14 protein-coding genes are annotated in these 17555 nt (G+C 62.8%); 3 read left to right on the top strand and 11 right to left on the bottom strand.

Features of this window, described 5'->3' with window-relative positions:
- Positions 1 to 20: 20 nt before the first annotated feature.
- Positions 21 to 521 carry a peptide-methionine (R)-S-oxide reductase MsrB gene (msrB, locus tag ACU688_RS13605; RefSeq protein ID WP_448185135.1) on the bottom strand — a complete coding sequence of 167 codons (501 nt, stop codon included), beginning with the start codon at positions 519 to 521 and terminating at the stop codon, positions 21 to 23.
- A 263-nt stretch (positions 522 to 784) separates the two neighbouring features.
- Here msrB and ACU688_RS13600 point away from each other — a divergent pair, with 263 nt between their 5' ends.
- Both ACU688_RS13600 and ACU688_RS13595 read left to right on the top strand, forming a co-directional pair.
- Positions 785 to 1495 carry a response regulator transcription factor gene (locus ACU688_RS13600; RefSeq protein WP_448185134.1) on the top strand — a complete coding sequence of 237 codons (711 nt, stop codon included), beginning with the start codon at positions 785 to 787 and terminating at the stop codon, positions 1493 to 1495.
- A complete protein-coding gene (locus ACU688_RS13595; RefSeq protein WP_448185133.1) occupies positions 1492 to 2958 on the top strand; it encodes a sensor histidine kinase in 1467 nt (488 codons plus the stop codon). Before ACU688_RS13600 ends, ACU688_RS13595 begins: the two co-directional genes overlap by 4 nt.
- Here ACU688_RS13595 and ACU688_RS13590 read toward each other — a convergent pair.
- The 3 genes from ACU688_RS13590 to ACU688_RS13580 form a co-directional block, all read right to left on the bottom strand.
- Positions 2921 to 3853 carry an alpha/beta fold hydrolase gene (locus ACU688_RS13590; RefSeq protein WP_448185132.1) on the bottom strand — a complete coding sequence of 311 codons (933 nt, stop codon included), beginning with the start codon at positions 3851 to 3853 and terminating at the stop codon, positions 2921 to 2923. The two genes, ACU688_RS13595 and ACU688_RS13590, sit on opposite strands and share 38 nt — an antisense overlap.
- An 81-nt stretch (positions 3854 to 3934) precedes the next feature.
- Positions 3935 to 6190, bottom strand: coding sequence for an ATP-dependent DNA helicase (locus ACU688_RS13585; protein WP_448185131.1), 2256 nt, complete (start codon positions 6188 to 6190; stop codon positions 3935 to 3937).
- Positions 6187 to 7830, bottom strand: a complete 1644-nt coding sequence (locus tag ACU688_RS13580; RefSeq protein ID WP_448185130.1) for a VRR-NUC domain-containing protein — start codon at positions 7828 to 7830, stop codon at positions 6187 to 6189. The genes ACU688_RS13585 and ACU688_RS13580 overlap by 4 nt, the downstream gene beginning before the upstream one ends.
- 188 nt (positions 7831 to 8018) lie before the next feature.
- Between ACU688_RS13580 and ACU688_RS13575 the strand changes: the two genes are divergently transcribed.
- Positions 8019 to 8243: a YgdI/YgdR family lipoprotein gene (locus tag ACU688_RS13575; protein ID WP_207042239.1), complete on the top strand. Its 225-nt coding sequence runs from the start codon at positions 8019 to 8021 to the stop codon at positions 8241 to 8243.
- 75 nt (positions 8244 to 8318) lie between these two features.
- On the opposite strand, the gene ACU688_RS13570 is transcribed toward ACU688_RS13575, so the two are convergent.
- From ACU688_RS13570 to ACU688_RS13540, 7 genes are all read right to left on the bottom strand, one after another.
- On the bottom strand, positions 8319 to 9731 hold the full coding sequence (locus ACU688_RS13570) for a polyurethane esterase (RefSeq protein ID WP_448185129.1): 1413 nt from the start codon (positions 9729 to 9731) through the stop codon (positions 8319 to 8321).
- A gap of 71 nt (positions 9732 to 9802) precedes the next feature.
- Positions 9803 to 11137 (bottom strand): TolC family outer membrane protein, encoded by a 1335-nt coding sequence (locus ACU688_RS13565; RefSeq protein ID WP_448185128.1) that lies wholly within the window; start codon positions 11135 to 11137, stop codon positions 9803 to 9805.
- Between the two features lie 2 nt (positions 11138 to 11139).
- Entirely contained in the window at positions 11140 to 12432 is a 1293-nt protein-coding gene (locus ACU688_RS13560; protein ID WP_448185127.1) for an HlyD family type I secretion periplasmic adaptor subunit, read from the bottom strand.
- The gene (locus ACU688_RS13555; RefSeq protein ID WP_448185126.1) at positions 12429 to 14129 is read right to left on the bottom strand and encodes a type I secretion system permease/ATPase; all 1701 of its coding nucleotides are present in this window, start codon (positions 14127 to 14129) and stop codon (positions 12429 to 12431) included. The genes ACU688_RS13560 and ACU688_RS13555 overlap by 4 nt, the downstream gene beginning before the upstream one ends.
- A gap of 103 nt (positions 14130 to 14232) precedes the next feature.
- Positions 14233 to 14598, bottom strand: a complete 366-nt coding sequence (locus tag ACU688_RS13550) for an AprI/Inh family metalloprotease inhibitor (RefSeq protein WP_448185125.1) — start codon at positions 14596 to 14598, stop codon at positions 14233 to 14235.
- Between the two features lie 48 nt (positions 14599 to 14646).
- Positions 14647 to 16080: a serralysin family metalloprotease gene (locus tag ACU688_RS13545; protein ID WP_448185124.1), complete on the bottom strand. Its 1434-nt coding sequence runs from the start codon at positions 16078 to 16080 to the stop codon at positions 14647 to 14649.
- Between the two features lie 365 nt (positions 16081 to 16445).
- On the bottom strand, positions 16446 to 17549 hold the full coding sequence (locus ACU688_RS13540; RefSeq protein ID WP_448185123.1) for a DmpA family aminopeptidase: 1104 nt from the start codon (positions 17547 to 17549) through the stop codon (positions 16446 to 16448).
- Between the last annotated feature and the right edge of the window lie 6 nt (positions 17550 to 17555).

Below are 17555 nucleotides of genomic sequence, written 5' to 3'. Positions count from 1 at the left end.
TATAAGAAAGAAACATTGGCTTACGCCGCCGTGAACGTCATGGCCGCGCCATTCATGCAATAGCGCAGGCCAGTGGGTCGTGGGCCGTCGTCGAACACGTGCCCTTGGTGACCGCCGCAACGGCGGCAGTGGATTTCGTTGCGTGCCATGCCGAAAGAACGGTCGGTACGGCTGGCCACCGCGTTGTCCAGCGGCTGCCAGAAACTCGGCCAACCGGTGTGGCTGTCGAACTTGGTAGTTGAGGAGAACAACGGCAATGCGCAACCTGCACAAGCAAAGGTGCCGGCGCGGTGCTCGTCATTCAGTTTGCTGCTGTAGGGACGCTCGGTGCCCTCTTCGCGCAGCACGGCGTATTGCTCAACGCTGAGCAGGCTGCGCCACTCGGCGTCGGTGTGGCTGACCTCGAAGGTTTCAGCCGCCTCGGCTTCGCTGACCAGGTTGAGTTGTTTCAGCAAGCCACCGGCGAGGACGGCGACACCCAGGCCACCGCCGGCCAGCAGGATTTGTCTGCGTGAGTACATAGGTTTCTCCATTCAAGGCCCTGTGGCGAGGGAGCTTGCTCCCGCTGGAGTGCGCAGCGCTCCCAAAAAAAAAGCCGGCTCCAGCTGCGCTGTCGAGCGGGAGCAAGCTCCCTCGCCACATACAAGCCATTCCCCAACTGCAATGACGCCATCCTGCCCCCCGGCCGGTCGCCAAATCCTCACGCAGAGTTAAACAATTCGTGATAACTACACTGAGGCAAAAGCCGCACAATGCGCCGACTACAAGCCAAGGTTTCGCTTACATGGATCAGCCCAAACGTGTCCTGGTGGTCGAGGACGATGCCCATATCGCCGACTTGATCTGCCTGCACCTGCGTGACGAGCAGTTTGACGTGGTGCACAGCGCCGATGGCAACGAGGGCCTGCGCCTGCTGGAGCAAGGCGGTTGGGATGCGCTGATCCTCGACCTGATGCTCCCCGGCGTCGATGGCCTGGAAATCTGCCGCCGCGCCCGCGCCATGACGCGCTACACGCCAATCATCATCACCAGTGCGCGTTCCAGTGAACTGCACCGCATCCTCGGCCTGGAGCTGGGCGCCGACGATTACCTGGCCAAGCCATTCTCGATGCCGGAGCTGGTGGCACGTGTCAAGGCGCTGCTGCGCCGGGTGGACGCCATGGCGCGCAACCTGAAGATGGACGCCGGCAGCCTCGACCTCGGCCAGTTATTCATCAACCCGCTGACCCGCGACGTGACCCTGCAAGGCCAGCGCCTGGACCTGACGCCGCGTGAGTTCGACCTGCTGTACTTCTTCGCCCGCCAGCCGGGCAAGGTGTTTTCGCGCATGGACCTGCTCAACGCCGTGTGGGGCTACAGCCACGAGGGCTATGAACACACGGTCAATACCCATATCAATCGCCTGCGCGCCAAGGTCGAGACCGACCCGGCCAATCCGGCGCGCATCCTCACGGTGTGGGGCCGTGGCTACAAGTTTGCCGAGAGCGCGCCATGAAGCTGACCCTGACCCAGCGCCTGTCGGTGGTGTTTGCCGTGTTGCTGCTGATCTGCAGCGGCACCTCGGCGTGGCTGCAAGTGCGCTCAAACCGCATGCACGAGCTGGAAGTGGTGCAAGGCCTGTCCCGCGACCTCGCGGCGCACATCGCCCGTGACACGCAACTGATGGACGCCGATGGCCTCAAGCCCGAGGCCGTGCGCATGCTGTTCAGCCAACTGATGCTGGTGAACCCGAGCGTCGAGGTGTACCTGCTCGACATCGACGGCCGCGTGGTCGGCAATGCGGCACCCAGCGGGCACTTGTTGCGCGACCGCGTCGACCTGGCGCCGGTGCGGCGCTTCCTCAGCGGCGCCATGCTGCCGATCCTCGGCGATGACCCGCGCAGCGTCGAGGGGCGCAAGGTGTTCAGCGCCGCACCGCTCAAGGCCAACGGCAAGCAGACCGGTTTCCTGTACGTGGTATTGCTGGGTGAAGCCCACGATGTGTTCGATGCCAAGGATGCGACCGGCATGGCGTTGAAGATCGCGCTGTGGTCCATCGGCCTGGTCGCATTGTTATGCCTGATGGCGGGCCTGATCGCCTTTGCCTGGATCACCCGCCCGCTGCGCCAATTGACCGACAAGGTCGCGCAGTTCGATATCAACGGCGCGCCGAAAACCCCGGAGCCCGCCACCGAACCGCTGCACAGCGGTGACGAAATCGCCGTGCTCGACCACGCCTTCGTGCAAATGGAGAACCGCCTCGGTGAACAGTGGCGTGCCCTCACCCACCAGGACCAGGAACGCCGGGACATGGTCGCGAACATCTCCCATGACCTGCGCACCCCGCTGGCGTCGTTGCACGGCTACCTGGAAACCCTGTCCCTCAAGGACGCCAGCCTCAGCCCCGAAGACCGCCGGCGCTACCTGGGCATCGCCCTGGACCAGAGCCGCAAGGTCGGCGGCCTCGCCCAATCCCTGCTGGAACTGGTGCGCCTGGAGCACGGCTTTGTGCAGCCGGTAATCGAAGGGTTTTCGCTACCGGACCTGGTGCAGGACGTGTTCCAGAAGTTCGAACTCACCGCCGAAGCCCGCGCCATTACCCTCACGGCCACCCTACCCCCGCAGGTGCCGACGGTGCTGGCCGACCTCGGCTTGATCGAACGGGTACTCACCAATCTGCTGGACAACGCCCTGCGCCACACGCCGCTCAACGGCGAAGTCGAAGTGATCCTCGCGCCGGGCGCCGAAGGTGTCGCCGTGACGGTCAGCGACAGCGGCCCGGGCATTGACCCCGAGCTGCGCGAAGGTTTGTTCCTGCGCGCCTTCACCATAGGCGGCGCGCGCCGCGATGGCGGCCTGGGGTTGCGCATCGTGCACCGCATCCTGCAATTGCACGGGCGCAGCATCCGCCTGGTGGAGCGCCCCGGGCGCGGCGCGACGTTTACCTTCTCCCTAGAAAGGCAAGCATCAAGCCGTTGACCTGTTGCCCTTGCTCGTTCTGGATCCAGTGACCGCAGTTGGCCAATACGTGTTGCTCCAGATCGGGCACGGCCTCCGGCATGCGCTTGAGGGTGTGGGCTTCAAACACCCCGACCGGGTCGCGGTCGCCGATCAGGAACAGCGTGGGTTGCAGCACCTGCCGGCCGGCCAGGGGCTCGGTGCGCTGCCAGTTGCGCGGGAAGTTGCGATACCAGTTCAGTGCGCCACGAAAGCCCTGTTCGGCGAAGGTGTGCACGTACACGTCGAGGTCCGCGCGGGTACACCACGACGGCAATGCACCGGGCGCGGCAACGCCGTCCAACAAGCGGGCGTTGGCGGGTTTCTTTTGTAAAAACACATCCTGGTCCTGCATGAACAGGCGCAGGGTGCGTTCGATATCGGCGTCCAGTTCCTGCTCGGCGACGCCGGGTTCCTGGAAATACAGGATGTAATTGAAGCGGTCGGCGTACAGCTCGCGCATGATTTCAATCACCGGCCGCCGTGCGCGCCCGGCGAACGGCACCGACAGCGTGATCAGGCGCGTCACGCGCTCAGGCTCCAGCAACGCCAGGTGCCAGGCCACCACGGCGCCCCAATCGTGGCCGACCATTACCACCTGGGTGTGGCCGAAATGGTCCATGGCCTGCTGGATATCGGCGCACAGGGTCAGCAAGTCGTAGTCGGCGATTTCGGCGGGCGCGCTGGATTGGCCATAACCCCGCATTTCGGGGACAAACACCCGATAACCCGCCGCCACCAGTGCCGGGATCTGCAAACGCCAGGAGTGCCAACACTCGGGGAACCCGTGCAGCAACCAGACCGGCTGGCCGTCCTCGGGGCCGGCGATGTGCACACTCAGCGTAATGCCGTTGACGGGGATCAGTTGCTGGCGCATGGGTGTGCCCTGTGTGAAGGTTTTTACCCAGCGTGGAGGATTGCCGGCGCCGGCGCCAGCATCATTGATGCCGGGAATGCCTCACTCCACCGCCCACCAGCGGGGCAGCAGTTGCCGCACCCGCGCCTCGCCGAAGCGGTCGTCGATCAACATCACCACACCCTCGTCCTGCTGGCTGCGGATCACCCGCCCGGCGGCCTGCACGACTTTTTGCAACCCTGGATACAGATAGGTGTAGTCATAACCCGCGCCAAAGATCGCGGCCATGCGCAGCTTCATCTGCTCGTTGACCGGGTTCAGTTGCGGCAACCCCAGGGTGGCAATGAACGCACCAATCAACCGCGCGCCGGGCAGGTCGATGCCTTCACCAAAGGCGCCGCCGAGCACGGCAAAACCAATGCCTTGGCTGTGTTCGGTGAACTGGTCAAGAAACGCCTGGCGCTCCGCCTCGGCCATGCCCCGTGACTGTTGCCACAGCGGGATCTGCGGGTGGCGCTCGGCGAGCAATTGCGCCACCTGTTGCAGGTAATCAAAGCTGGAGAAAAACGCCAGGTAGTTACCCGGCCGTTGCGCGAACTGAGCGGCGATGAGCGCGACGATCGGCTCCAGCGAGGCTTGGCGGTGCACGAAGCGCGTAGAGATTGCATCGACAATCCGCACCTGCAATTGCTCAGCCTGGAACGGCGATTCCACGTCGATCCACGCCGTGTCGGGCGGCAGCCCCAGCAGATCGGCGTAGTAATGCCGGGGGCTGAGGGTCGCGGAAAACAGCACGCTGCTGCGGGCGGCGGTCAGGCGCGGGCGGATAAATTCGGCCGGCACCACATTGCGCAGGCACAGGGTTGAGCTGCTGCGCTTGCCGTTGAGCTGGCGCTTGCTGATGTCGAAGATGAAGTGTTCGTTGAACAGCTCGGCGACCTTGGCAAATTGCAGGGCTTCGAAGTAGAAGGTTTGCAGCTCGCCGCTGAGGGCTTCGGGCTGCTCATTAAAATAGTCCCCCAGGGCGCTGGTGCATAGGCTCAGGGCTTGCAGGAGTTTTTCCGGGCGGGCGGCATAGGCCTGGTACGGCGCGAGCTGGTCCTTGTGCAGCGCATTCCATTCGCGGTTCAGGCGTTGCAGGGGTTTCTTCAGCGGTTCGGGCACCGTATCGCGCAGGATCTTGAGGCTGTACTGGTCGAGGCTGGCGCTGTACATCGAGCGGGCGCGCTCCACCAGGTTGTGGGCCTCGTCCACCAACACGGCCGCACGCCACTGGTTGAGCTGGGCGAGGCCGAACAGCATGGCGCCGAAGTCGAAATAGTAGTTGTAGTCGGCGACCACCAGGTCGGCCCAACGCGCCATTTCCTGGCTCAGATAATACGGGCACACGCTGTGGGCCAGGGCCACGTCGCGCAGGCTGCGCTGGTCGAGCAGGCGCACCTGGGCGGCGGCGGCACGCGCGGCGGGCAGGCGGTCGTAGAAGCCTTTGGCCAACGGGCACGAGTCACCGTGGCAGGCTTTGTCCAGGTGTTCGCAGGCTTTGTCACGGGCCACCAGTTCCAGCACACGCAGGGGCAAGTCGGGGCTGCTGCGGTGCAGCACGCTGGCGGCGTCGAGGGCGAGCTTGCGCCCCGGGGTCTTGGCGGTAAGGAAAAACACCTTGTCCAGTTGCTGCGGCGCCAGCGCCTTGAGCAGCGGGAAGATGGTGCCGATGGTCTTACCGATGCCGGTGGGCGCCTGGGCCATCAGGCAGCGGCCGGTGGTGACGGCCTTGTACACCGTCTCGGCCAGGGCACGCTGGCCCGTACGAAAGCCGGCGTGGGGGAAACCCAGGCTTTGCGCCGCGAGGTTGCGGGCATCGCGGTGCTGCATTTCCTGCTCGGCCCAACCGAGGAACAACGCACACTGCCTGTTGAAGAACGCCTCCAGCTCCGTCGCCTGGGCACTTTGGCTGAGCACGGTCTCGCCTTCGCCGACGATATCGAAGTACACCAGCGCCAGGTTGATCTCGGCCAGCCCGAGTTTCTGGCACAACAGCCAGCCGTACACCTTGGCCTGGGCCCAGTGCAGTTGGCGATGGTTGGCGGGCTGGGCGTCGAGGTCGCCGCGATAGGTCTTCACTTCTTCCAGGCGGTTGGTGTCCGGATCATAGCCGTCCGCCCTGCCCCGCACCTTCAGCTGTTGGTACTCGCCCTCCAGGGCCACTTCGTTCTGGTAGTGCGCACTGCGCCGCGAGGCGACGGTGCGATGGCCGACGATGCCTTCCTGGGCGCTGGGCGACGGGGTAAACCGCAGGTCGAGATCACCAACCTTGGCCGTGAACTCACACAGCGCACGCACGGCCACGCTGTAGCTCAAAGCGCAGGCTCCGCCCAACGCACGTAGCAGACGGTGACCGGCATCTGGTGCTGGGCACAGAATTCCAGCCAGCGCAGTTGGTTGTCTTGCAGGCGGTCACCGGGGCCCTTGACCTCGATCATGCGGTAGGTGTTTTGCGCAGGCCAGAACTGGATCAGGTCGGGCATGCCGGCGCGGTTGGCGCGAATGTCCAGTAACAGCCGGTCGAACCAGTGGCGCAGGTGGGCGGCGGGCAAGCAGGCCAGTGCTTGTTCCAGCAATTCCTCCGTGAGCAGGTTCCAGAATACAAAAGGCGACTGGATGCCCCACTTTTCCACGAAGCGTTGGCGGATCGTGGTTTTGTAGCGCTCATCCGCTAGTTGTTCGAAACAGGCGTCAAACAACGCAGCGCGGCGCGCGTGGAAGTCTTCGCTGTGCAAGTCCACCGGCCCACGCTGGAATGGGTGGAAAAACGAGCCCGGCAGCGGCGCGAAGATAGCGTCCCAGCACAGCAGGCCAAACAACGAATTGATCAGGCCGTTCTCGACGTAATGCACCGGCGCCTCGGGCGTGCTCAGGTGCATCTGCACACTGGTTTCCACCGACTCCAGCGGTTGCGGCAACGCCAGGTCCAGGCGGCTGACTTCGTGCGGCTTGACCTTGGGCAGCGCCGGCGCCCCCAGTTTGCGCCGCAGACGCGGTAGCACCCGCAGCAGGTGTTGGAGCTCGGCAGGACTTTCCGGCGCCTGTTGCGCTGCGCTTGCCAGTTCCATGGCCTGGGCGTAGTCCTCCTGGCGCTCCAGCACACGGATCAACCGTGCACGGGCGCCGGGATAGGCGCAGGTGCGGTAGATCTGTGCGGCCAGGGGCAACTCGGCCAGACGCTCGCAATGCTGACCGAGTTGGAACGCCAGCTTGGCCCGGCGCCGTTCCAGCCAGGGGTTGTCGGTGCTCAGGGTGGCGATGTGCGTCAGTACGTCCGTGATCGGTTCACCGGCCTCGAAGGCTTGCTGGCAAGCATGCAGGAACAGAAACCCCTGCACGTCATCACGGCTGCGCAAGCCCCGGGATTCGGCGCAGATATCCACCTTTTCGTAGGTGTAGATGCCCAGGTCCGCCAGCACGAACTCGGACCAGTCCTGGTATAGGTTGCCGAAGAACATCAAGCGCAGGCGGTCGCACAGGTCCATCACGTTGAGGCTGTACAACGTGTCGGGCAGTTCCGGGCACCAGGTGGCAAAGCTGCGGCTGTCGGGAAACTGCGCCGCCAAACCTTCCAACCAGTCGGCCTTGTTGCCCTTGGGGTTGTCGATCCAGGGCTTGAACGCTACGAGGATTTCGCCTTTTTGCAGCAAGGCGAACAGCGCCTCAAAGCTCAGCGGGCAGTGCTCGTCGATCCAGCCCAGGCGCAACAACGGCTCCGCCGCTGCGCGGGTACAACCGATTTCCAGGTAATTGAGTTTGCCCGCACGAAAATGCACACCCTTGCGCATGACCATGCGCACCAGCAAGGCCTGGGAGGCTTGCGGCAAGCTGTCAAATTGCTGAATGAACTGCGTTTCATCGGGGTCGAGCAGGTCGGCATAGCGTTGCCCCAGCCATTGCAGGACCTGACGGAAGTTTTGCAGGTAATAAAGCGGGTCTTCGAGGGGATTGGCCATGGCGCACAGGGGTCAAATACTGGTTATGCATACAGAGTGCCGCTGCCAGTGCCTTGTTGCAATCGGTAATAGATAAATGGCGCACGCAACTTTTTGTATAAAAGTGATCTGATGGGTGAGCCGATGGCGTAAAATTTGTGCCCCGCAGCCCTTGGCGCGGGACTTTTCAGGGTTGATAGGTAAGGGTTATGAGCATGAAGAATTTGGGTCTGCCACTGGTTGCACTCACTTTTCTGGTATTGGCCGGTTGCGCGACGCAAACGGTGGTGACATTGCAAAATGGCACGCAGTATTTGACCAAGGACCTGCCGAAAACCAACTCTGCCGATGGTTTCTACGAATTCACTGATATTGCTGGCAAGCGTGTGCGGGTGAAGGCTGCGGATGTGGCGACCGTTATCAAGGAAAAGTAATCCTCGCTGCATGTGAGAGCTGGCTTGTGTGGGAGCTGGCTTGCCTGCTCCCACAGTTGCACTGCATTTCAACATTTAGCTGATCACAATCCCCTCTCCCGTCCAGCCGCTCACGCCGACCAGCGTCACCGAATCACCACCCACACTGATCACCGTATCCCCACCCTGCTCCCGGTACTCCACACTGCCCTGCACCTCCTTGAACACCAGCCTGTCCGTCGGCTGATAGCCAATCACCCGATCCTGCCCAAACTGCCCGCTGAACAGAAACGTGTTGTGCCCGCTGCTGTCACGGATCGTGTCATTACCCTTGCCGCCTTCGATAAAATCCGCGCCCTTGCCGCCCTGGATCAGGTCGTTGCCGTCACTGCCGATTATGAAGGTGTTGCCCTTATGGGGCTCGGCGTTGCGGTTGAGGTCTTGTACCCAGGTCGTCGCGCGGGCCGGGTCGGACAGGTTGGCGACGATCACCGTGGAGTCGCGGGTCATCTGTTCGTAGAAGCCGGACTCAAGGACACGCGTGAGACCATCGCCATAGCCTGTGGGCAGGTGAGAAATCCAGGTCGGCAGGTTGGCGATGGAAAACGGCAGCACATTCCACAAGGTCGAGGCGTAGTGGTCGTTGAAGCTGACGATGTTGTCGGTGCTCGACTCATGGGGTTTGTCATGCACGCCGAGGGACGACAGGTTGAACGCTGAACCGTCCAGCGCACGAAACACCGGGTCGTTCTCGTAGCCGATATTGAGCACCTTGTCGCTACTGCTTTGGGTCGGCGAGGCGTAGGCCACGTAGTTGGCGTCCCTGTAGAAACCCGACCACTTGTTGCCACTGAGGTCGGCCATGCTGTTGACTGCCAAGCCACCCAGGCTATGGCCGCTGACCACCACGTCCTTGCCGCTGAGGCCGTGGGCGCCGGCGTAGTCGGCAACGTGCTTGAGCAAGGTGCCGAACGCTTCGCCGCTGTAGTTCTTCGCGTAGTCCTTGGGGCCCAGCGCGGCCATCAGGTCGCTGACCAAGTCGCCGATGGAGTCGCTGATCAGGCTTTCCCGGGGCCCGGAGGTGCCGCGAAAGCCGATGCCGATCTCCAGCAGTTTGCCGGCGGCGTCGTACTTGCCCAGCACTTCCACTTGCGCGCTGGTGTAGCCGGCCTTTTCGCCAAAGAACGTACCGCGCGCATCGACCTTGCCGGCGTAACCCAGGGTGCTCGCACTGATGGGCGTCCAACCGGCTTTCTGCACCGCGTCCAGGGCGGCTTTTTCCGAGTCCGGGTTCCAGGGAATGCCAGGGATAACCCCTTGGGAATCCGTGCCACCGAGCAGCGCGCCAACCAAGGTCGCCGGCAAGCCCCAGCCCAAACCATTGTGCTGGTAGCCCACGGCAAAGCCGTTATCAAGGTTGTGATAGCTGTACAACGTGATTGCCATGGCGTCGGCGAACAACGCCTTGGAACCCTCGGTACCGAGGTTTTTATAATCAAAAATACCCATCGTAGTGCCTCTCTGATCGTTCCCACGCTCCGCGTGGGAATGCCGCCCTGGACGCTCTGCGTCCATTCTTATTATCGTGCCGGCCCAAACGCCTCATCCACATTGGCCAGGTCGGTGTCGCGCAGGTTGCCGGCGTAGTAGTGCAATTTGGTCCAGGCCATCAGGTAGTCATAACGCGCCTGGGCCAGGTCGCGGCGCGTGCTGTAGAGCTGCTGCTCGGCGTTGAGCGCATCGAGGTTGACGCGCTCGCCGCCGAGGATGCTTTGCTTGGTCGAGACCACCAGCGCTTCGGCCGACGTCAACGCCTTCTGGTACGCGCGCAATTTGCTCACCCCCGACAGGCACGCGCTGAACTGGCGACGCAGTTCGATCAGGGTTTCGCGGGTCTTGCCCTCCAGTTCGTACTCGGCCTGCTCCATGGCACGGCTGGCCTGGCGCGTAGACGCGGAGATACCGCCGCCGGCATAAAGCGGCAGGCTCACTTCGACGCCGATGGTGTTGGTGTCGTAGCGCTGGTTGTAGGTGTTGCCGCTGTCGGACTCTTGCTGGCGCGAACTGGCGTACGCAGTGACTTTCGGCAGATGCCCGGCGCGGTTGCGCTCCACTTCATAACGCGCCACTTCCAGGGCCTGGCGCTGGGACGCCAACGTCGGGTTGTTGCTGATCGCCAGCTCGTGCCAGGTGTCGTAGTTGGCCGGGGTCAAGGTAAACGCAGCAAACCCCTGGTTCAGCGGCGCCAGATCACCGATGTTGACGCTGGGCACACCGATCAACGCACCCAGTTCCCTGAGCGATGCGTCCTGCTCGTCCAGCGCCTGTATCTCTTCGGCGGTGGCCAGTTCATAACGGGATTCGGCTTCGAGAATGTCCGTGCGCGTGCCCTCGCCCTGCTGGAACAAGTGCCGGTTCTGCTGGAACTGCTGCTCGAATGCCTTCTTCTTGGCGCGGGCAATGTCGATCTGGTCCTGTGCGAACAACGCCTGGGTGTAGTAGGACAACACCCGCACCAACAACGCCTGGCTCTTGTCGCGAAAGCTCTCATCGGCGAACAGCGCCTGGGCCACGCCCTTGCGGTAGTTGGCGTAGGCCTCGTAGTCGAACAACGGTTGTTGCAGGCTGAAGGTGGAGCCGTAGCTGTTGTAGTTGCGGTCATCGTGGTACGTGCCACCACGCCCGTCGGGCAAGGTGGCCTGGGAGTTGTTGCGGCCCTTGTTGTAGTTGTAGGACAGCTTGGGCAGCAGGCCGGCGCGGCCGATGGTGCGGTTTTCCAGGCCGGCGTCGCGCTCCTTGATCGCGCCAAGGAACACCGGATCGTTGCGCAAGGCTTGTTCGTACACGTCGAACGGGCCCATGGCGGCGTGGGCACTGGTGCAGCTCAACAGCAAGGCGATAAACACCGGTTTCATGCTTATTCCTCGGTCAACGCGGAGCCGGCACGATCCAGCAGCGGCTTGAACAGATAGTTGAGCAACGAACGCTCGCCAGTACGCACAAACATCTCGGCGGGCATGCCGGGCTTGATCACCAGGCCGTGGAGTTTCTCCAGCGCCATGTCGCTGACCGTGGTGCGCAGCACGTAATACGGCGCGCCGGTCTTTTCATCGAGCATCTGGTCGGCCGAGATCAGGCTGACCTGCCCCGGCACCCGTGGTGTGCGGCTCTGGTTGAACGCGGTGAAGAGGATGTCCACCGGCAGTTGGGTGCCGACCTTGTCCACCAAATGCACGGGCAGGCGCCCTTCGACTTCCAGGCGCGTGCCCTGGGGCACGATTTCCAGCAGGGTTTCCCCGGCGCGCACCACCGCGCCCACCGTGTGCACGCTGAGGTTGACCGCAATGCCATCGGCCGGCGCGTTGATCTGGCTGTGTTGCAGGTCGAACCCGGCCGAGGTCAGTTGCTGTTCGAGGGTCAGGCTGCGCAGTTGCGCGTCGGCCAGTTGGCTGCGCACTTCCTTCTGGTATTCCTCGCTGTGCTGTTGAAGTTTCAGACGCGATTCGAGGATGCCCTGCTCCACCCGCCCGCTTTCGCCGGTGTTCTGCGCCAGGTCCTGCTGCACCTGGGACAGTTGGCGCTGGTACTCCAGCAGGCGGTTGCGCGGGATGTAGCCGTTGTCGGCCAAGGGTTGCAGGTTGCCCAGTTGATCGCGCAGGGATTGGGCCTGGGCCGTCAGGTCGCTGCGCGCCCGGCGCATGCCGCCGAGTTGCGCGGTGGCGCCGTCGATATTTGCGCGAATCCCGGCCTGTTCACGGGCAAAGGCTTCGCGACGGCTACTGAACAGTTGGCGTTGGCCTTCCAGGACCAGCGCCAGGGCGGGATCGGCATCGCTGCTCAGCTCGGCGGGAAAGGTAATGGCCGCGAGGTTGTCACGCTCGCTCTGCCAACGCGCCACGCTGGCCCAGGCCATGCGGTACTGCGCTTGCAGCGATTGCACATCGGCCTGGTGTTGGGTCTGGTCGAGGCGAAACAGCGGCTGGCCCTGTTTAACGGCCTCGCCTTCACGCACCAGAATCCCAGTGACCACGCCGGGGCTGAGGGTTTGCACGGCCTTGCGCTTGCCCGACACCACCACCGTGCCTTGCACCGGAATGCCTTGGTCCAGCGGTGCCAGACTGGCCCACAGGAAAAATCCACCGGCACCCAGCACCGTCAGCAGCCAGCCCATGCGCACAAAAAAACGCGCGTCGTGTTGTTCGTGGATCATGCTGGCATCCTCTCTTGAGGCGGTTGTTCACGTTGCCCGGACAAGGCCCGCAGCACTTCCTGGCTGGGGCCGAACACTTGCAACTGGCCCTCGTTGAGGACCAGCAACTTGTCAGCCTGGGCCAACGCCGCCGAACGGTGGGTGACCAGCACCACACTGCTGCCCTGGGCCTTCATCTGCACAATGGCGCTGGCCAGCGCGGCTTCGCCCTGCGTGTCGAGGTTGGAGTTGGGCTCATCCAGCACGATCAACCGTGGCCCGCCGTACAACGCTCGGGCCAGGGCCACCCGTTGTTTCTGCCCGCCAGAAAGGCCGCCGCCGTTGTCACCCAGCAGCGTGTCGTAGCCTTGGGGCAGGCGCAGGATCAGCTCATGCACCCCGGCTTGTTGCGCGGCCTGCACCACAAGCTGCGGGTCGGCCTGGCGAAACCGCGCGATGTTGTCGGCGATGCTGCCGCTGAACAGTTCGATGTCCTGGGGCAAGTAGCCGATGTGCGGGCCGAGGTCGTCGCGGTCCCAGCGATGGATGTCCGCACCGTCGAGGCGCACGGTGCCGGCCAGGGTCGGCCACACGCCCACCAGCACGCGGGCCAGGGTGGACTTACCCGAGCCCGAGGCGCCCAGCACGCCGAGCACCTCGCCCGCGCCGAGGTTGAAACTGACGTGGTGCAAGGTCGCCACCCGCCGCCCCGGCGGGCCTGCGCTGACCTGCTCGAAACTGATCTGGCCCTTGGGCGCCGGCAGTTTCATCGGCTCGACGGCCTCGGGGCTCTCGCGCAGCAACGCGTCCAGACGCTGGTAGGCCAACTTGGCCGAACTCCACTGTTTCCACACCGCAATCAGTTGGTCGATGGGGCTGAGCACGCGGCCCATCAGGATCGAGCCGGCAATCATCATGCCGGCGGTCATCTCGCCTTTGATCACCAGCAACGCGCCCAGACCCAACACCAGCGATTGCAGGCACAAGCGCAGGGTCTTGCTCAAAGCGGTGATCACCGAACCGGTGTCGCTGGCCTGGTTCTGCAAGCCGAGAAACTGCGAATGCACGGCGAACCAACGCTGACGCAGCGCGCCGAGCATGCCCATGGCCTGGATGGTCTCGGCATTGTGCAAATGGCTGGTGGCCAGTTGGGTGGATTGCTGCGAGTAGCCGCTGGCTTCGCCCAAGGGTTTTTTCGTCAGGTATTCGTTGAGACACGCCAGGCCGATCAGCAGCAATGCCCCGGCCGTGGCCAGCACGCCGAGCCAGACGTTGAACAGGAAGATCACCAGCAGGTAGATGGGAAACCACGGCGCATCAAAAAACGCGAACAGCGCCGGCCCCGTGATGAATTGGCGGATGTGGGTCAAGTCCCCCAATGACTGCCCGGCATGCCCTTGGCCGCGATGCAGGTTGCGTTCAAACGCGGCCTTGTAGACGCGCAGGTTGAAACGCCGCTCCAACTGGCTGCCGATGCGGATCACGATAAAGCTGCGAATCGCCTCCAGCGTGCCAATAAACACAAAGAAGCCGACGACCATCAGCGTCAACATCACCAGGGTGGTTTCATTCTGGGAAGACAGCACGCGGTCATACACTTGCAGCATGTAGATCGACGGCACCAGCATCAGCAGGTTAATCAATGCCGTGAAACAGCCAACGCTGAGCAAGACACTCTTGTATTCACCCAGCGCTTTGAATAAAGGCGGCGTGGCCATAGCTTGCGATCTTCCTTGAACCAAATAGCGCGCAATAGTTACCCGCACCCCGAATAACGGAGCGAGCAACTAATAAATCAAGTTATAGGCTTATAACCGACAACTAAGGCAGGCGTTGCAATATCACTTCCGTGCCGGAAAGTGTGCGGCCTGTATATTCACCGTTCTTCTGTCGATTCAAATGGGTAATCCCGGTGCCGTCGGCATTCATCAGCCAGATGCCGTCCGGCGTCGGTAGCCAGGTCTTGGGGGTGTCCCCCAGCCATTGTTCGGCGCACGCTACATCGCCGCGCACGGCATTGGGTGCCAATAGGTCCAGGGCACACACCTGGTCCTGCTGGTGCAGTTGCCAGTGCCCGGCCAGTTGGGCGCTGCTGGGTAAAACGAGGCTACTCGCCATAACGGGGGCTCCTGCCGACATGAACATTACCTGCACCACGCAGGCAATAAAGTGGGTAAAACGCTGCATCTTCACGCTCCATCGGGAAACGCGGCGCCGAAACGCCGCGCTGCTACATCACGCCACGATGTCGCTGACGGCTGCCTGGCCCACGGTGGTGACGAGGAAATCCGCCACGCCGTGCCCAGAGAAGTCTACCGCCAAGGTGCCCAGGTTGGTGCCTGCGGCGTAGGTCAATACCGCGTCGCCGGCGTGCCCGGTGAACGCATTGACGAACGTCAGGCCTGCGCCTTTGGTGATGCCGCTGAGGTCGATCTTGTCTGAACCGGAGGTGAAGTCAAAGATCTTGTCCGCAGCCCCAGGCTTGGAATCGGAGCTGGCACCAAACACAAAGGTGTCGTTGCCCGCGCCGCCCCACAGTTGGTCGGCCCCGCCGCCGCCGTAGATGATGTCGTTGCCAGCACCGCCCTTGATCAGGTTGGCCGCGTTGTTACCGATGATCAGGTCGTTGCCGGCGCCACCGAAGGCATTCTCCACGGTCACGCCCTTGGCGATGGACACGTTGCCCACCAGCCCGCCAACGTCGGAGAACGAGGCCTCATTGAGGTTGATCTTCTGGTTTTGGGTAAAGCCGGAGAAGTCCAGGGTGTCGTTGCCACCGCCGTCCCACACCGAGAACACCAGCTTGTCGGCATTGGAAGTGGCGCTGTAGAAATCACGCCCGGTGTTGGAGTTGAACCCGTAGGTGGTGTCGCCGGCGCGGGTGTTGTAGTTGGCGCCGTAGAGCTTCTGGATCGCGGCAATGTCGTCGATCAGCGGCCCGGAAGCATAGGCTTCAACCCCGCCTTTACTGAAGTTCTGGTTGGTGTTGCTCTCGCTCCAGTAACTCATGACGCTGTAGCCGCGCGTGTCCTGTCCATAGGACGCGTCGTTGTAGGTCGGTGCGCCTTCGCCGGCGTTGTAGTCACCGGGATGCGCCAGGCCCAGGGTGTGGCCGATTTCGTGGGTCAGGGTCTGCCGGCCATAGTTGTTCAGGTCCGGGGTCTTGTTCGGCGTGTAGCTACTGTTGGTCAAGTACCACGAGGTGCCGTCGTAGCCTGCGCCGGTGCCGGGCAGGTAGGCGAACGCCGCCGCGCCGTCCTGGCCGCCGCTGTAGTTGCCGAAGGTCATGTGGGCGTCACCGCCGCTGGCCTTCTCGGTGAAGGTGACGTTGGCCACATCCGCCCAGGATTGCATGGCCAGCGCGGCCTGTGCTTTTTGCTGTGCGCTGAACTGGCTGAAGCCCGAGATACCATGTTTGTTCATGGTGCTGGACGACGCCGAGGTCAGGAAGGTGTAGGTCAGATCGATCTTGCCGTTGCCGTCAACGTCCCGGTAGGCCGCTCCGTCGCGCAGCAGCTGGGTGGCAGCCTGGTCGACGGTGTAGGACGGTTTGCCATTGACCGTGAGGTTGCCGCCACGGTCATACAGATGGCTGAAGCTATCGATTTGCGAGTAAGCGGTGCTGGCTTGCGCCGCCGACACGATAGCCTTGTCTTTAACTTTTGACATAAACGTACTTCCTTGTTTGCAAGTGCATCAGTCTTTGATCGATAGGAACCCCGCGGGCGAGATCGTCCTATCACTCGCCTCTTTTGAAGGCGTAAGAAAACTGACACAACTTGAAATCTTTCGTCTACATCTTTTCTTGCACACAAAACACGCAAACAATTTGCGCAAATAGTTGCGTACCGTATCTGTTGGGCGGACTTGGTTTTGTCCGACAAAAAACAGCACCCCCTTATTTAAATATTAAATAGCGCTAAAGCCGCGCAACTTGCGCGGCAGCATTAGTTAATGGATCCAATATATTGGCACGGTGTCATTGGCGACATTAAACAGCCACTACTTACACTAATATATGCAGTTGCCCCCTATTACCGGGACACACTCCAGCCGGTTTTATGCAATGCCGCCAACAGCGTGTCGCCGTGCAGGCCCGGTACGCGCACGCCGTCGTCGGTGTCCATGTCTTCGCCGGCGAGGATCGCGTTGATGATCGCCTCTTCCACCGCTTCTGCCGCCGCGCTGAACAGCGGCGAGATATGGTCGTTGTTGACCATCTGCAACGCACTGCTCAATGGCAGGCTTTTTCGCCCGTAATCGGCCGCCGGTAAATCCTGGTTACCGGTGGCAAAGGCCAGGAACAGGTCGCCGCTGGAGTCCTCGGTGCCGCCGCCTGTGCGGGCGATGCCGATGGACGCGCGCTGCGCCAGGCGCGTGCATTGGTGCGGCAAGAGCGGTGCGTCGGTGGCGATGATCACCACGATGGAACCCATGCCCGGGGTGCCCCGTTCGGCAAATGGCGAAGGAATATCCATCAACCGCCGGCCCACCGGGTAGCCATCGACCCGCAACTCCTGGCGCTTGCCGTGGTTGGCCTGCACCAGCACGCCGACGGTCCAGCCGCCCTGCTCCGCCGACAAGCACCGCGACGCCGTGCCGATGCCGCCCTTGAACTCATGGCAGATCATCCCGGTGCCGCCGCCGACGGCGCCTTCCTGCACTGGGCCGGATTCGGCATTGTCCAGCGCTTCGCGCACATGCTCAGGCCCGACGTGCTGGCCCCAGATATCGTTGAGCAGGCCGTCGTAGGTTTCCATCACCACCGGCATGCACCAATACACCGCCGGGTCCGCCAGACGCTCGCGCTCCAGGGCGATCAGGGTGTCGCGCACAATACCGATGCTGTGGGTGTTGGTGATGGCCAGCGGCGTGGTCAGCAGCCCCGCTTCGCTGATCCACTCCAGGCCCGTCGCGTCACCGTTGCCATTGAGCACGTGGTACCCGGCAAAACACGGTTGTTGCCGCGCCTCACCGGCACGTGGCTGCACCACGCTGACCCCGGTGCGCACCTGTTTGCCCTTGATGCGGGTCTTGAGTGTGCTGTGGCCGACCCGCACGCCCGGTACGTCGGTGATGGCGTTCAACGCGCCGGGGGTGCCCAGGCCCAAGGTGATCCCCAATTGCCGTGCTCGCATAACCAC

Source organism: Pseudomonas acericola (SeqCode), assembly GCF_053456465.1.
Note: the sequence above shows the minus strand (reverse complement) of the source record. Positions and strands in the feature narration are given on the sequence as shown.

Coding starts and splice junctions, on each gene's coding strand:
- msrB (WP_448185135.1), bottom strand. CDS start 521: ATGTACTCACGCAGACAAATCCTGCTGGCCGGCGGTGGCCTGGGTGTC.
- ACU688_RS13600 (WP_448185134.1), top strand. CDS start 785: ATGGATCAGCCCAAACGTGTCCTGGTGGTCGAGGACGATGCCCATATC.
- ACU688_RS13595 (WP_448185133.1), top strand. CDS start 1,492: ATGAAGCTGACCCTGACCCAGCGCCTGTCGGTGGTGTTTGCCGTGTTG.
- ACU688_RS13590 (WP_448185132.1), bottom strand. CDS start 3,853: ATGCGCCAGCAACTGATCCCCGTCAACGGCATTACGCTGAGTGTGCAC.
- ACU688_RS13580 (WP_448185130.1), bottom strand. CDS start 7,830: ATGGCCAATCCCCTCGAAGACCCGCTTTATTACCTGCAAAACTTCCGT.
- ACU688_RS13575 (WP_207042239.1), top strand. CDS start 8,019: ATGAGCATGAAGAATTTGGGTCTGCCACTGGTTGCACTCACTTTTCTG.
- ACU688_RS13570 (WP_448185129.1), bottom strand. CDS start 9,731: ATGGGTATTTTTGATTATAAAAACCTCGGTACCGAGGGTTCCAAGGCG.
- ACU688_RS13565 (WP_448185128.1), bottom strand. CDS start 11,137: ATGAAACCGGTGTTTATCGCCTTGCTGTTGAGCTGCACCAGTGCCCAC.
- ACU688_RS13560 (WP_448185127.1), bottom strand. CDS start 12,432: ATGATCCACGAACAACACGACGCGCGTTTTTTTGTGCGCATGGGCTGG.
- ACU688_RS13555 (WP_448185126.1), bottom strand. CDS start 14,129: ATGGCCACGCCGCCTTTATTCAAAGCGCTGGGTGAATACAAGAGTGTC.
- ACU688_RS13550 (WP_448185125.1), bottom strand. CDS start 14,598: ATGCAGCGTTTTACCCACTTTATTGCCTGCGTGGTGCAGGTAATGTTC.
- ACU688_RS13545 (WP_448185124.1), bottom strand. CDS start 16,080: ATGTCAAAAGTTAAAGACAAGGCTATCGTGTCGGCGGCGCAAGCCAGC.
- ACU688_RS13540 (WP_448185123.1), bottom strand. CDS start 17,549: ATGCGAGCACGGCAATTGGGGATCACCTTGGGCCTGGGCACCCCCGGC.